General features: G+C 67.3%; 15 protein-coding genes and 2 pseudogenes. 4 read left to right on the forward strand and 13 right to left on the reverse strand.

Translation table 11 applies throughout. From position 1 onward, the window contains the following. Nucleotides 1-180 (forward strand): annotated as a pseudogene (locus tag A5625_RS28505) (OB-fold nucleic acid binding domain-containing protein); the annotation flags it as partial. Here the strand turns inward: A5625_RS28505 and A5625_RS28510 are convergent. The 13 genes and pseudogenes from A5625_RS28510 to A5625_RS18605 form a co-directional block, all read right to left on the reverse strand. Further along, a pseudogene (locus A5625_RS28510) lies at nt 172-468 on the reverse strand (lysine--tRNA ligase); the annotation flags it as partial. The pseudogenes A5625_RS28505 and A5625_RS28510 overlap by 9 nt on opposite strands. A gap of 74 nt (nt 469-542) precedes the next feature. After that, nucleotides 543-1,358: a type III pantothenate kinase gene (locus tag A5625_RS18550; RefSeq protein ID WP_066997089.1), complete on the reverse strand. Its 816-nt coding sequence runs from the start codon at nt 1,356-1,358 to the stop codon at nt 543-545. Between the two features lie 2 nt (nt 1,359-1,360). After that, a complete protein-coding gene (panD, locus tag A5625_RS18555) occupies nt 1,361-1,780 on the reverse strand; it encodes an aspartate 1-decarboxylase (RefSeq protein ID WP_066868400.1) in 420 nt (139 codons plus the stop codon). Then, entirely contained in the window at nt 1,780-2,718 is a 939-nt protein-coding gene (panC, locus tag A5625_RS18560) for a pantoate--beta-alanine ligase (protein WP_066997092.1), read from the reverse strand. Before panC ends, panD begins: the two co-directional genes overlap by 1 nt. After that, nucleotides 2,715-3,626, reverse strand: a complete 912-nt coding sequence (locus tag A5625_RS18565; RefSeq protein ID WP_066997094.1) for a Rossmann-like and DUF2520 domain-containing protein — start codon at nt 3,624-3,626, stop codon at nt 2,715-2,717. Before A5625_RS18565 ends, panC begins: the two co-directional genes overlap by 4 nt. 115 nt (nt 3,627-3,741) lie before the next feature. Next, entirely contained in the window at nt 3,742-5,115 is a 1,374-nt protein-coding gene (locus tag A5625_RS18570; protein WP_066997097.1) for a DUF6779 domain-containing protein, read from the reverse strand. A gap of 123 nt (nt 5,116-5,238) precedes the next feature. Continuing rightward, complete coding sequence (locus A5625_RS18575; protein WP_066997099.1) at nt 5,239-5,715, reverse strand: DUF3180 domain-containing protein; 477 nt, start codon at nt 5,713-5,715, stop codon at nt 5,239-5,241. Next, nucleotides 5,715-6,263 (reverse strand): 2-amino-4-hydroxy-6-hydroxymethyldihydropteridine diphosphokinase, encoded by a 549-nt coding sequence (folK, locus tag A5625_RS18580; RefSeq protein WP_066997101.1) that lies wholly within the window; start codon nt 6,261-6,263, stop codon nt 5,715-5,717. The genes A5625_RS18575 and folK overlap by 1 nt, the downstream gene beginning before the upstream one ends. Continuing rightward, entirely contained in the window at nt 6,260-6,661 is a 402-nt protein-coding gene (gene folB / locus A5625_RS18585; RefSeq protein ID WP_066997104.1) for a dihydroneopterin aldolase, read from the reverse strand. Before folB ends, folK begins: the two co-directional genes overlap by 4 nt. Then, nucleotides 6,654-7,505, reverse strand: a complete 852-nt coding sequence (gene folP / locus A5625_RS18590; protein WP_156748349.1) for a dihydropteroate synthase — start codon at nt 7,503-7,505, stop codon at nt 6,654-6,656. The genes folB and folP overlap by 8 nt, the downstream gene beginning before the upstream one ends. Beyond that, a complete protein-coding gene (folE, locus tag A5625_RS18595; protein ID WP_066997110.1) occupies nt 7,502-8,104 on the reverse strand; it encodes a GTP cyclohydrolase I FolE in 603 nt (200 codons plus the stop codon). Before folE ends, folP begins: the two co-directional genes overlap by 4 nt. Nucleotides 8,105-8,120: 16 nt before the next feature. Continuing rightward, nucleotides 8,121-10,562, reverse strand: a complete 2,442-nt coding sequence (gene ftsH, locus A5625_RS18600; protein ID WP_066997113.1) for an ATP-dependent zinc metalloprotease FtsH — start codon at nt 10,560-10,562, stop codon at nt 8,121-8,123. Between the two features lie 208 nt (nt 10,563-10,770). Further along, nucleotides 10,771-11,184 (reverse strand): VOC family protein, encoded by a 414-nt coding sequence (locus A5625_RS18605; protein WP_066997115.1) that lies wholly within the window; start codon nt 11,182-11,184, stop codon nt 10,771-10,773. A 110-nt stretch (nt 11,185-11,294) separates the two neighbouring features. Here A5625_RS18605 and A5625_RS18610 point away from each other — a divergent pair, with 110 nt between their 5' ends. The 3 genes from A5625_RS18610 to A5625_RS18620 are packed head-to-tail and all read left to right on the forward strand — an operon-like array spanning nt 11,295 to nt 14,454. Continuing rightward, nucleotides 11,295-12,257: an alpha/beta fold hydrolase gene (locus tag A5625_RS18610; RefSeq protein WP_156748351.1), complete on the forward strand. Its 963-nt coding sequence runs from the start codon at nt 11,295-11,297 to the stop codon at nt 12,255-12,257. Then, nucleotides 12,254-13,441, forward strand: a complete 1,188-nt coding sequence (locus A5625_RS18615) for an LLM class flavin-dependent oxidoreductase (protein WP_066997121.1) — start codon at nt 12,254-12,256, stop codon at nt 13,439-13,441. Before A5625_RS18610 ends, A5625_RS18615 begins: the two co-directional genes overlap by 4 nt. After that, entirely contained in the window at nt 13,441-14,454 is a 1,014-nt protein-coding gene (locus A5625_RS18620; RefSeq protein WP_066997125.1) for a zinc-binding dehydrogenase, read from the forward strand. The genes A5625_RS18615 and A5625_RS18620 overlap by 1 nt, the downstream gene beginning before the upstream one ends. The last annotated feature ends 14 nt before the right edge of the window (nt 14,455-14,468 follow it).

Below are 14,468 nucleotides of genomic sequence, written 5' to 3' on the forward strand. Positions count from 1 at the left end.
CTTTGCTTCGCCACGCTCCAAGAGGGCGACGGCACCAGCCTGCAGGTGATGATCAGCCTCGACAAGGTCGGCCAGCAATCCCTCGACGCGTGGAAGACCGATGTCGACCTGGGTGACATCGTCTACGTGCACGGCAACGTGATCAGCTCACGGCGTGGCGAATTGTCCGTGCTGGCCGACCTTGTCGAGGCTGATCATCACCTGCAGGCTGGTGCCGTCGCCCTCTTGGAGCGTGGCGAAGCAAAGTTTGCCGGAGTTGCGGGCAAAGATGATCCGGCCGGCGACGCCGACGACGTCATCGGTCGCGGTGTCGACCGGCAGGTCGGGGTGGGCGGCACGGACCTGGGCCAGCGTGTGGGTGCGGTCGACGGCGACCGGGTAGGGGTCACGTCCCTCGGCGAGCAGCCGAGCGCGCTTATCCCGGCGAATTCGGTACTGCTCGGGAATATCTAAGTCGTCGGCACTCACGACGTGCCAGCTTAAAGGACCGCGCTGGAACGGCGCGCCGACGGCTTTGGATGCGCGCTGCGACGCGCCGGGTGTCAGCGCGCCGTCTTCAGCCGCCCCCGCTGGTTCTCGCGGTTGCGTTCGAAAACCAGCCGCAGGCCGTGCAGGGTCAGGTGCTGGTCGTAGTGGCTGACGGTCTGCAACTCGGGCAGCAACAGCGGCGCGGTGTGTCCGGTCGCGACGATCGCGACGTCGTCGCCGGCGAATCCGTCCACATCCTCGCGGATGCGTCCGACCAATCCGTCGACCAGCCCGGCGAACCCGAACACCGCACCGGCCTGCATGCACTCGACGGTGTTCTTGCCGACCACCGAACGGGGACGGGTCAGCTCCACCCGGCGCAACGCGGCCGAGCGGGCCGCTGCGGCATCGGAGGAAACCTGCAATCCTGGCGCAATCGCACCGCCGAGGAATTCGCCTTTGGCCGAGACGACGTCCACACAGATCGACGACCCGAAGTCGATGACGATGGCGGGACCGTTGAACCGGTGAAACGCCGCCAGGCAGTTGACGATTCGGTCGGCGCCGACTTCCTTGGGGTTGTCGACGAGCAACGGGATGCCGGTACGCACCCCGGGCTCGATCAGCACATGGGGCACCGATGGCCAGTACTGGTCGAGCATCAGCCGCACCTCGTGCAGCACCGAGGGGACGGTCGACAGCGCGGCAGCGCCGGTGAGCCGCTCGGAATCGTCACCGATCAGACCGTCGATGGTCAATGCCAATTCGTCGGCGGTGATTTCCGCTTCGGTGCGAATCCGCCACTGCTGCACGACATTCGCGTGCTCTTTAGATCCCGAAATCAACCCGACGACGGTGTGGGTGTTACGGACGTCGATCGCCAGCAGCACGGCTACCGCGCAACGATCCGGGGATCCAGTAGCTCGGCCGCGTCAGCGGGCACGAATGCCGGATCATGGCCGAGGTCGATCGGCTTGTTGTCGGCGTCCACGAAGACGATCCGCGGCTGGTACACCCGCGCCTCCGCCTCTTCCATGGTCCCGTAGGCGATCAGGATCACCAGGTCGCCGGGGTGGACCAAATGTGCTGCTGCCCCGTTGATTCCGATCACACCGCTGCCGCGTTCGCCGGTGATCGCATAGGTGACGAGGCGGGCGCCGTTGTCGATGTCGACGATGGTCACTTGCTCGCCCTCGAGCAGGTCCGCGGCGTCCATCAGATCGGCATCGATGGTGACCGAGCCGACGTAGTGCAGGTCGGCCTGCGTGACGGTGGCCCGGTGGATCTTTGACTTGAGCATCGTCCGTAGCATCAATTCCTCCAAGGTGATTGGGCGTATTGAGGGGGTGCGTCCGGCCCAGCGGTGCCGGCGGGTGTTTCGATCTGCATTTCGATGTTGTCCAGCAGCCTGGTGGTGCCCAGCCGGGCCGCAACTAGCAGCCGCGCCGAGCCATGGGTGGGCGCCGGGCCGAGGCCGGCGTCGCGCAACTCGAGGTAGTCGACGGTGAGAGCGGGGACGGCGTCGAGCACCGCGCGCGCAGCATCCAGGGCGGCGGCGCCGCCGTGGTGCGCGGCGTGCGCGCCGGCCGTCAGCGCGGCCGAAAGCGTCACGGCCAGTTCGCGTTGTGCGGGATCCAGATACCGGTTGCGCGACGACATCGCCAAACCGTCGGCTTCCCGCACCGTCGGAACCCCGATTACCTGTACGTCGATGTTGAGGTCGGCGACCATCTGGCGGATCATCACCAGCTGCTGATAATCCTTCTCGCCGAGGAAGATCCGGTCCGGGCGCACGATCTGCAGCAGCTTGCACACCACGGTGAGCACGCCGGCGAAGTGGGTCGGCCGGGCGCCGCCCTCCAGCTCAGCGGCCAGCGGGCCGGGTTGCACGGTGGTGCGCAAACCGTCGGGATACATCGCGGCGGCCGTTGGTGCGAAGACGATTTCGACGCCTTCGGAGCGCAGCAGTGCGACGTCGTCGTCCAGGGTGCGGGGATAGGCGTCGAGGTCTTCCCCGGCACCGAATTGCAACGGGTTGACGAAGATCGACACTACGACCACCGATCCGGGCACCCGCTTGGCCGCCCGCACCAACGACAGGTGACCGTCGTGCAGTGCGCCCATGGTGGGCACCAACATCACCCGCCGGCCGGTGTGGCGCAGGGCGCGGCTGACGTCGGTGATGTCACGCGGATTGGAGTAGACGTTGAGTTCGGCCGCCTTGAAGGCAGGTGGCTTGCCGGGTGTCATGGCGCCAGCACCTCCAGGACGTCCTTGGGGGCGTGCGCGCGCTCGGCGGTCCGCAGGGCGTTCATCCGGTACGCCTGCGCGAACTCCGGTCCGACCTGATTCAGCGCGGCCAGATGTCCGGCTACCGCGGCCGCATCGCCACGTGCGACCGGGCCGGTGAGTGCGGCCTGCCCGCGTTGCAAAGTGTTCTCCAACGCGGCCCTGGCCAGCGGCCCGATGATGCGTTCGGCGATGCCGCCGGGCTGATCGTCGACGGACTGTTGGCCGAGCAACTCGCTGCCACGCAGCGCGGCGCGCAAAGCGTCGAGGGCGTCGGATAGCACCGTCACGATGTGGTTGCCGGCATGGGCCAACGCGGCGTGGTACAGGACGCGGGCGTCCTCGGCGACGCAGAACGGTTCCCCGCCCATCTCCAAGACCAGCGATTGCGCGATCGCGTATCCGACGTCATCGGCCGCCGTGACACCGAAGCAGGTATCCGGCAGCCGGCTGATGTCTTCATCGGAACCGGTGAAGGTCATCGCCGGGTGTATCGCCAGCGGGATGCAGCCGTCCTGCGTCAGCGGCGCGAGGATGCCAATCCCATTGGCGCCCGACGTGTGGACCACGATGGTGCCCGGCCGCACCGCTGACGTCGCGGCCAGCCCGGAGACCAGGCCGGCGAGTTCGCTGTCGGGAACCGCCAGCAACAACAGCTCGGCAGCGGCGGCCACATCCGGCGGCGTTGCCACCGGGGTATCCGGCAGCCGGCGTTGTGCACGCTGCCGCGACGCATGGGAGATGGCGCTACACGCCACCACGACGTGGTCCGCGCGCTCCAGCGCGACACCGAGTGCGGTGCCCACCCGGCCGGCCGAGATGACCCCCACCTTGAGCCGAGCCGGGCGCAGACCGTCGAACTGCACCATCGCAGACGACCTCACAGATTTCTTCGTTCGTTCCGGTCCCACCTGGTGGGTACCGTTCGGTCACTAAGACTGTAGTCGATTACCAGGCATTACCCAATGTGAGGAAGCTCCCAGCTCAGCCCTCACGGCGACGCCGACGGCCTCCTTCGGAGGGCTGCACCTGCAGGCGGGCCAGCAGATCGGCGACCGACTGACCACCCGTCGAGGCGCCTTCTCCCGCGCCGTCGCCGTCCTCCTGCTGCGGGTCACCGCCGTGCCGGGGGGCTTGCTCCGGCGTCGGCGGCGGTGCCAGGCGTGGTGGCGGGGGCGCGCTGGCGGGCTGGCCCGGGTGCATCGGAGGAGACGGCGGTGGGGGCGGCGGCGTCGCGGCGGCCGGGGGCGGTGGCTCGTTGGGCGCCGAAAAATTGCGCGCGCCGTAGTCGCGGTACTCCGCCGAGTGGCGCGACCGTGCCCGGCGACCCGATTCGCCGTACGGCTGGGGCGGCACCGGCTCGACCGGCATGCCGTCCCAGGCCTCGTCGGCGCCGGAATGCCGAGCACGCCGACGTCCACCGGCCGATCCCGCGGGCGCATCGGCGGCGGCCCAGTTGCTGCCCGGGGCGCCGGCCGGCAGCCACTGCCCTTCCGCCGCGGCCGGCTGCCAACCCTGGCCCGGCCACTGCGCCTGCGGTTGCGGCTCCGGCTCCGGCTCTGGCTGGGGCCGCGGTTCGGGCGCCGGCTGCGGCGGGGGCGGTGGCTGGGACTCGAACTGCGATCCCAGCTGGGCGGCCTCTTCGGCATATGCCGGATCGTGGGCCGGTTCGTTCTGGTAACGAACCCGCTCCCGGCGTGGCGGCGGTTGCTGCCGCGGCGGCAACAGCGGTTCTTCGGGCACGTCGATGATGGCCGTTTCGTCGGCGCGCCCGGCGTTTTCCTGCGGGACCGACGTGACCCGGTCGCTGGAGACCCAATCGACCGGAGTGTCGCGGGGGTTCTCGCCGTTGCGTTCCCATTCGCTGTACGCGCGCTCCGGTTGCGGCTCGGTTTCCGGCGTCCCGCGAAGGGCCGGGCGCTGCGCGAGGTCGGTGTCGAACAGGATTTCCAGGCTGGTCCGCAAAGCGGACAGTTCCGAACGCAACTCGGCCAGATCGTCGGCGGCCTGGGCGCGCAACTCAGACGCCAGCTCGCGACGAAGCTGGGACTCCACGGTCAGTTCGTATTCACGCCGGGCCGAAATCTCGCGGTCCAGCTGAAGGTCGTAGACCAGCTTGAGGTCGCGGACACGGGCCTGATCGGCGTCGCTTTGGCGGCGATAGAGCACCGAAACGAAGGCACCGGCGACTGCGGCCCACAGCGCCAGGATTACAGCGAGCTTGAGAAGTTCCACCCGATTGGTGAAAACCAATGCGGAACTGGCCCCAATCGCGAGGACCAGCAACGCGGTCAAGAGCACCCACCCCGGCCTGCGGCCGCCGCGCCGGACCCGGGCGCCGCGGGACAGAACGGTCATGGCCTGAGACTACCTGTGCGAGGTCATTCCGCGTGTCGCCCGGCTCCGGCGATTCTCGCCCGGCTTACTCGCCAGCTCACAACAGATAGCCCCCCTATGTCCTCCGGCTACCACGATGCACGCCTAGTTTTCCGCGCCCTCACCGTGTTCCGTCGAATCAGGCGGTGATTTGCAGCAATGCTGCAGCCACAGCGCGGCAACCAGTAGCGCCAGCGCGCTGACGGCCGCCACGACCGTTCCGGAGGTGTCCTGGGCGGCGGCGCGCAACCAGGACTTGCGGGGCAGGAAGTACACCAGCACGCCGACCCACCACCCCAGCATCAACGCGCCTACCCAGGCCGAAGCCTTGGCCACCACCAGGCTGCGTGCCACCGCAAGCGGATGCAACCAACCCGGACCGGACCCGATTTCGCCCTCGCTGATCTTGACCCGGACGTAGCGCGCCCACAGCGCCTCGGCGACGGCCACCGCCAGCAGCGACAGGCCGGTCCACACGGTGATCGGCGGAAACCATCGGTACAGACCGGTGACCAGCAGGTACCCCACTACGGCGGCGCCGACCACCGCGGCAGTCAGGTCACGCTTGCGGGTCGGTCCCATCAGGCCGTCGGCCCCCGCCCGGCCGGCGACTTCCCATCCGGCCGAAGGGTCAGGCTGGTCAAGCGGACGCTGTCGCGGTCGGCCGCTTCCAGCTGGGCGAGCAGGCCGGCGACCGGCTGCGGGCCGTCGACGAGCGTCAGCTGCGCATCCGGGTCGACATCCAGCCATGGGATGAGCACGAACGCCCGCAGATGGGCCAGCGGATGCGGCAGCGTCAGGTTGTTCTCCCGGGAAATGACCTCGGTCGGGCCATAGCAGGCGATCAGGTCGACGTCGAGGGTGCGCGGGCCCCAGCGCTCACCGCGAACGCGGCCCGCCGCCCGCTCGAATTCCTGTGCACGCCGCAGCCAGCCCTGCCCGTCGCAGGTCGGGTCGTCGGCGATCAGCACGGCGTTGAGAAAGGGCGCCTGGTCCACCCGGCCCCAGGCGTCGGTCTCGTACACCGGCGAGACGGCAAGCACCGCCTCCCCCAGCCCGTCGACGACCGACTGCAGCCGCGCCAGCCGGTCACCCAGGTTGGAGCCGATGGACAGCACCACACGCGTCACAGCGACCCACCCGCCGGGATCACCGAACCGCGACCGCCGCGGCGGGACCGCCGCACCACCACCGCGACGTCGGCGAACTGCCGCGGGATCGGGGCTTGCGGTTTGTGCACCACCACCTCGACGGCGTGCACGCGTTCGTCGTCCATCACCTGGTCGGCGATCTGGGCCCCGACGGTTTCGATCAGGTTGCGTGCTGGACCGGCCACCACGTCGGCGGCCAGCTGGGCCAGCGCGCCATAGTCGTAGGTGTCGGCCAGCTCGTCGCTGGCGGCGGCGCCGGCGAGGTCGATCCACACGGTGACGTCGATGACGAAATCCTGACCGTTGGCGCGCTCGTGGTCGAAAACTCCGTGTTGTCCGCGAACCTTCAACCCGCGCAACTCGATTCGATCAGCCATTGTCTCCAGCCAGTTCAGTGTGCGACCCGCCGGTCCAGGCCGCCACAACCTTGAGGGCGTCGACGGTGGCTCGCACGTCGTGCACACGCACCCCCCAGGCCCCGTGCAGGGCGGCCAGCGCGGAGATCACCGCGGTGGCCGTCTCACGCCCATCGGGTGGTCGCGGCGAACCGTCCGCCCCGGCTAACAACGTACCGAGGAAGCGTTTGCGCGATGCACCCAGTAGCACCGGGACGCCGGTGGCGACCAACTGGGGCAAGGCATGCAGCAGCGCCCAATTGTGTTGTCCCGTCTTGGCGAATCCCAGGCCGGGATCGATCATCAGCCGGCCGGGATCGACACCGGCGGACACCGCGGCGTCGACGCTGGCCAGCAGCTCGGCGCGCACTTCGGCAACCACGTCGCGGTACTGCGGGGCGGCGTGCGGACGCTCGGCCGAAACCGAGCGCCAATGCATCAGCACCCAAGGCACTTTCGCGTCCGCCAGCAACGGCGCCATGGCGGGATCGGCCCGGCCGCCGGACACGTCGTTGACGATCTGCGCGCCGGAACACAACGCGGCTTGCGCGACGGCGGCGTGCATGGTGTCGATGCTGACGGTAATGCCTTCTGCCGCAAGCTGTTTGATGACGGGGACGACCCGGGATGTTTCGACCTGAGCATCGATTCGCGTTGCACCGGGCCGGGTCGACTCTCCCCCGACGTCAATGATGTCAGCACCGTCGGCAAGCAGGGCCAGACCCTGCGCCACGGCTTTGTCGGGGTCGAGATAGCGGCCGCCGTCGGAGAACGAATCGTCAGTGACGTTCAGAACTCCCATTACCTGCACAGGCGCCAGACTCACTTACGCAGGATCAGGTCGAGCGCTTCGGCTCGAGAAGCGGCGTTGGTTTTGAACAGGCCGCGCACCGCCGAGGTGGTGGTGACCGCGCCCGGCTTACGGACCCCGCGCATCGCCATGCACAAGTGCTCGGCTTCGACCACCACGATGACGCCGCGCGGATTGAGCTTTTTCACCAGGGCATCGGCGATTTGGCTGGTGAGCCGCTCCTGCACCTGAGGGCGCTTGGAGTACAGATCGACCAGTCGCGCGATCTTCGACAGGCCGGTGACCCTGCCGTCCTCGCCCGGGATGTAGCCGACGTGGGCCACCCCGTGAAAGGCCACCAGGTGGTGCTCACACGTGGAGTACAGCGGGATTTCCTTGACCAGTACCAGCTCGTCGTGGTCCTCATCGAACATGGTGTTCAGCACGCTGTCGGGATCGGTGTAGAGCCCCGCGAACATCTCCTGATAGGCGCGGGCGACGCGAGCCGGCGTTTCCCGCAAGCCGTCTCGGTCGGGGTCTTCGCCGATCGCGTGCAACAGCTCACGGACCGCGGCCTCGGCACGCTCCCGATCGAACACCCGCGTCCGGAGCATCGCAATATCCGGCAGCGCCATCGAAACCTCCGTTTGCTCAGCCGTGAGCCGGCGGGTTGGACCGGCTTACGTCGTCATCCTTCCGGTCGGGCGAACCACCCTCCGGGGCGGGTTGACCGGGCGGCGGATACGGCGGATACGGCGGGTACGAGGGGTGCGAGGGGCGCGCCTGACCCGGGTGACCGGCTGCGCTCTGTTGTCCCGGATAACTTTGCTGACCCGGATTGCCCTGCTGCCCGGGATATCCCTGCGGGCCCGGGTAACCGCGCGCCGGTTGCTGCCAATAGGGCTGCTGCGGCGGCTGTGCGGGTGGATGCCAGTAATTCGGCTGTTGTTGCTGCGGCGGCCATCCCGGGGCCCGCCAGCCGGCAGGAGCGCCGTAATCGGGCTGGGTGGGCCCTTGCGGGTCTCCCTGACGATTACCGCTTCCTTGGGCGCCATGAGAACCGTTGCCGCCATTGGCGTTTCGGTCGGCCTCCAGCCGCGCGGCGGCAGCGGCTTCACTGGCCCGCGCGATAGCCGCCTTGAAGGCCGGTTCGGGGGTGGGCGGGGGCCAGGGTTCGCCACGCTCGATGGCAAGCTCGCCGGGTGTCTTGATGGGCGGCTTGTCCGACGGGATGCGGCCACCGAAATCGTCGAACATCGTGAGCCGGGGCCGCTTTTCGACGCCGGAGAAGATGCTCTCCAGCTCGGCCCGGTGCAGGGTTTCCTTTTCCAGCAACTGGCCCGCCAAAGTGTCCAGAATGTCCCGGTATTCGGTGAGGATCTCCCACGCCTCAGTGTGGGCGGCCTCGATCAGCTTGCGGATCTCGTCATCGATATCGCGGGCCACCTCGTGCGAGTAGTCCGCCTGCGTTCCCATGGTGCGGCCCAGGAAGGGGTCGCCGTGCTCCGAACCGTATTTGACCGCACCGAGTTTGGAGCTCATGCCGAATTCGGTGACCATCGCGCGCGCGATCTTGGTCGCCTGCTCGATGTCGGATACCGCGCCGGTCGTCGGCTCCCGGAAGACCAGCTCCTCGGCGGCGCGCCCACCCATGGCAAACACCAACTGCGCGATCATCTCCGAGCGGGTCCGCAGGCCCTTGTCTTCCTCGGGCACCGCCACCGCGTGCCCGCCGGTGCGGCCACGCGCCAGGATGGTCACCTTGTAGATCGGCTCGATGTCGGGCATCGCCCAGGCCGCCAGGGTGTGCCCACCTTCGTGGTAGGCGGTGATCTTCTTTTCCTGCTCGCTGATGATCCGGCCCTTACGCCGCGGCCCACCGATCACCCGGTCCACCGCTTCCTCCAGCGCGGCGCTGGTGATGACGGTGCCGTTTTCGCGGGCGGTCAGCAGGGCCGCCTCGTTGATGACGTTGGCCAGATCGGCACCGGTCATGCCCACGGTGCGCTTGGCCAGTCCGGCCAGGTCGGCATCCGGACCGATCGGCTTGCCCTTCGAGTGCACTTCCAGGACGGCGCGGCGCCCGGCCAGGTCCGGGTTCGAGACGGGGATCTGCCGGTCGAAGCGGCCGGGGCGCAGCAGCGCCGGGTCCAGGATGTCGGGCCGGTTGGTGGCTGCGATGAGGATGACGCCGGCCCGCGGGTCGAAGCCGTCCATCTCGACCAGGAGCTGGTTCAGCGTCTGCTCGCGCTCGTCGTGACCGCCGCCCAAGCCCGCACCGCGCTGCCGGCCCACCGCGTCGATCTCGTCGACGAAGATGATGCACGGGTTGTTCTGCTTGGCCTGGTCGAACAGGTCGCGTACCCGCGACGCACCGACGCCGACGAACATCTCGACGAAGTCGGAGCCCGAAATCGTGAAGAACGGCACCCCGGCTTCGCCGGCCACCGCGCGGGCCAGCAGGGTCTTGCCCGTTCCGGGCGGGCCGTAGAGCAGCACACCCCGGGGGATCTTGGCGCCCAGTGCCTGGTAGCGGCCCGGGTTCTGCAGGAAGTCCTTGATTTCGTAGAGCTCCTCGACCGCCTCGTCGACGCCCGCGACGTCGGCGAAGGTGGTCTTGGGCATGTCCTTGTTGAGCTGTTTGGCGCGTGACTTGCCGAAGCCGAAGCCCATCCGGGCGCCGCCCTGCATGCGGGAGAACATCACGAACAGGCCCACCAGCAGCAGCAGTGGCAGTACGTAGACCAGCAGCTCGCCAAGGATGCTGCCCTGGTTGACGACGGTGCTGACCTTCGCGTTCTTGGCGCTCAGCGCGTTGAACAGGTCCACCGCGTAGCCGCTGGGAAATTTGGTGATGACCTTGTCGGAATTGTCGGTGTCACCGTTGCCCTTTTTCAGGGTCAATCGCAGTTGCTGTTCGCGGTCGTCGATTTGTGCGCTTTTGACGTTGTCGGCGTTGATCTGCGACATCGCCACGGACGTGTCGACCGGCTTATAGCCGCGGGTGTCGTCGCTGAAGTAGAAGAACGACCAACCGAGCAGCACCACGACAGCAATTGCCATGATGGTGCGAATAACGTTTTTCCGGTTCATCAATCATCGGCCTTGCCGGCCAGGTCCTTCCCCGATATACACGCAGCTGGAAAAGTCCAGGCTACCGCTAGTGGTGATCGCCAGCTCCGGCAGAGCCGGGGCGCAGCGGGTCACCACCATCGTGTGCGGTGGTGATCGCCAGCTCCGGCAGAGCCGGGGCGCAGCGGGTCACCACCATCCTCATCAGTTAACGAGGGGCAGTTCCCGACTACTCGTAATAGCGGGCTTCGACCACGTTTCCGTCCGGGTCGGCGAAGTAGTACCCCTGCGGCGCCCACCCGCGCGCGCCGAAGCTGCGATTCAGGCGCGCGCCGGTGTCCACGCCTTCGGCTTGCAATCGCCGGTCCAGTGCGTCGTACTCGGCCTTCGACAGCGCCAGACACACATGGTTGACCGGGTGACCGGCACTGCCTTCGATCCGTGTCATCGTTTCGGTCGCTGGAATGCCTTCGGTGGGCATCAAGTCGATGATCGAGTCCGCGCAAATACGCACGCTCGGAAACGGCGCGTCTCCGGCTTCGAATTCGGCGAACCGGACCGGTTCCAGCCCGACGACGCGCGTATAGAAGTCCATCGAGACCCGCGGATGACTCGTCCAGAGCACCACATGATCCAACCGCATCGATTCGAGTATTCACCCCTGCTGACCATTCGGTGCCCAACCGAAGGCGATTCGGGTAAGCGACCGGTTCAGGGCTTCTCAGCCAGCGACCGTTGTGCTTTTGTGAGACGGTGCCCCCAACCGAACGGTTAGTAGATACCAACGGTGCGCGGCTACGGGTGATCGAAGCGGGCGACCGCGGCGCACCCGTGGTGCTCTTGGCGCACGGCTTTCCCGAACTCGCCTATTCCTGGCGTCACCAGATACCCGTCCTCGCCGAAGCCGGTTACCACGTGCTTGCGCCTGATCAGCGCGGCTACGGCGGTTCGGATCGTCCGGATGACGTCGACGCCTACGACATTCATCAATTGACCGCCGACCTGGTCGGTCTGCTCGACGACGTCGGCGCACAGCGCGCCGTGTGGGTCGGACACGACTGGGGTGCCGCCGTGGTGTGGAACGCTCCGCTGCTGCACCCGGACCGGGTCGCGGCCGTCGCCGCACTCAGCGTGCCGGTGACGCCGAGACCGCATGTGGCGCCGACGAAGGCGTGGCGCAAGATGTTCGGCGAGAACTTCTTCTACATCCTGTACTTCCAGGAACCAGGTGTCGCCGACGCCGAACTGGACGCCGATCCCGCCCGAGTAATGCGACGCATGATGGGCAGCCTGCGAGCCGGCGGCAAGGATGCGCTGGCGCGGATGGCCAGCCCCGGTCCGGAAGGGTTCATCGAGCGGCTGCCCGAACCCGACGGGCTGCCGGACTGGATAAGCCAGGATGAGCTCGACCACTACATCGCCGAGTTCTCCCGCACCGGCTTTACCGGCGGCCTGAACTGGTACCGCAATTTCGACCGCAACTGGGAGACCACTGCCGAACTCGACGGCGCCAAGATCGCGGTCCCGTGTTTGTTCATCGGCGGGACGGCCGACCCCGTCCTGTCCTTCACCCGCGCCGACCGCGCCGCTGAGGCGATTTCCGGCCCCTACCGGCAGGTGATGCTCGACGGCGCCGGCCATTGGCTGCAGCAGGAGCGCCCCCAAGAGGTGAATGCGGCCTTACTGGAATTCCTCAACGGATTGGAGCTGCAATGAGTGCGCCCCTGCGTTTCGGTGTCTTTATCACGCCATTTCACCCAGTCGGCCAATCTCCTACGGTTGCACTGGAATACGACATGGAACGCGTCGTCGCGCTGGATCGTCTCGGATTCGATGAAGCGTGGTTCGGCGAACACCATTCCGGTGGCTACGAACTCATCGCATGTCCGGAGGTATTCATCGCGGCGGCGGCCGAGCGGACCAAACACATCCGGCTGGGCACCGGTGTGGTATCGCTGCCCTACCACCACCCGCTCATGGTGGCCGACCGCTGGGTACTGCTGGATCACCTGACCCGCGGCCGGGTGATGTTCGGCACCGGGCCGGGCGCGCTGCCCTCAGATGCCTACATGATGGGCATCGACCCGATCGAGCAGCGCCGGATGATGCAGGAGTCCCTCGAGGCGATCCTGGCGCTGTTCCGCGCTGCACCCAGCGAACGCATCGACCGTCACTCCGATTGGTTCACCCTGCGTGACGCGCAGTTGCACATTCGGCCCTACACCTGGCCCTATCCCGAGATATCCACGGCCGCAATGATTTCCCCGTCGGGCCCACGTCTGGCCGGTGCGCTTGGCACCTCGTTGCTGTCACTGTCGATGTCGGTGCCCGGAGGCTACGCGGCGCTGGAAACCACCTGGGACGTGGTGCGCGAACAGGCCGCAAAGGTAGGCCGGGACGAGCCGGACCGGACCAACTGGCGCGTCTTGAGCATCATGCACATCGCCGATAGCCGTGAGCAGGCTATCGACGACTGCACTTACGGGCTACAAGATTTCGCGAACTATTTCGGCGCCGCCGGATTCGTGCCGCTGGCCAACACCGTGGAAGGCACCCAGACGCCGCATGAGTTCGTCGCGGACTATGCAGCCAAGGGAAACTGCTGCATCGGCACGCCCGACGACGCTATCGCTCACATCCAAGACCTGCTCGACCGCTCCGGCGGCTTCGGCACTCTGCTGATGCTCGGCCACGACTGGGCCTCGCCGCAAGCGACATACCATAGCTACGACCTGATGGCGCGCAAGGTGATTCCTTATTTCAAACGACAACTCGAGGCGTCCCGCTCATCGCACGATTGGGCGAGAGGCAAGCGCGACCAATTGATCGGCCGGGCGGGCGAGGCGGTGGTCAAGGCCATCACCGAGCATGTCGACGAACAGAAAGACGCGGTGCACTGATGCGCGCCGCGGTGTTGCGCGACGGCCGCATGGTCTACCGGGATGACGTGCCCGATCCGATCCCCGAAGCCGGCCAGGTGCTGGTGGGCGTGCGGGCGTGCGGAATATGCGGCTCAGACCTACATTTCGCCGCTCACGGCGCACAGGTGCTGGAGATGAGCGACCGGGTGGCCGGCGGTACCGGCGCCATGCATGTCGACCTGGATCACGACGTCTTCATGGGTCACGAATTCAGCGCGGAGATACTCGAAGCCGGTCCCGATACCGAGACGCATCCGCCGGGCACCCTGGTCACGTCGTTGCCGGTGTTGTTGTCCGCCAAGGGCGTCGAGCCGATCGTGTACAGCAACAGCACCGTCGGCGGCTATGCCGAACGGATGCTGCTGTCGGCGCCGCTGCTGCTGCCCATCCCCAACGGCCTGGACGAAAAACACGCTTCCCTGACCGAGCCGATGGCGGTGGGGTTACACGCGGTCAACAAGTCGAACATCACGCCCGGTGAAACGGCCCTGGTACTCGGCTGCGGCCCGATCGGGATCGCCATCATCGCATCGCTTCGCGCCCGCGGGGTGGAAACCATTGTGGCATCTGACTTTTCCCCCAGGAGGCGAGAACTGGCCACCGCCATGGGGGCCCACCAGACGCTGGATGCAGCACAGGGCTCACCGTTCGACAACGTCAAGCCCGCGGTGGTGTTCGAGGCGGTGGGTGTCCCCGGCATCATCGACGACGTACTGCTTCGGGCGCGGCCCGGCACCCGTCTGGTTGTAGCCGGCGTGTGCATGCAACCCGACACCGTGCATCCGTTCTTCGCGATCGCCAAAGAGATCAACGTGCAATTCGTACTCGCCTACACCCCGGAGGAGTTCAGCGATTCGCTGCGTGCCTTAGCCGAGGGCGACATCGACGCCACCCCGCTGATCACCGGCGAGGTCGGCCTGGACGCGGTCGGCGCGGCGTTCGACGACCTTGCCGACCCCGAGCGGCACTGCAAGATTTTGGTCACGCCCTGACGGTTGTCGGTCGG

Origin of the sequence: Mycobacterium sp. 1465703.0 (genome assembly GCF_001672975.1) — a bacterium.
In the GTDB taxonomy this organism is placed as follows: domain Bacteria; phylum Actinomycetota; class Actinomycetes; order Mycobacteriales; family Mycobacteriaceae; genus Mycobacterium.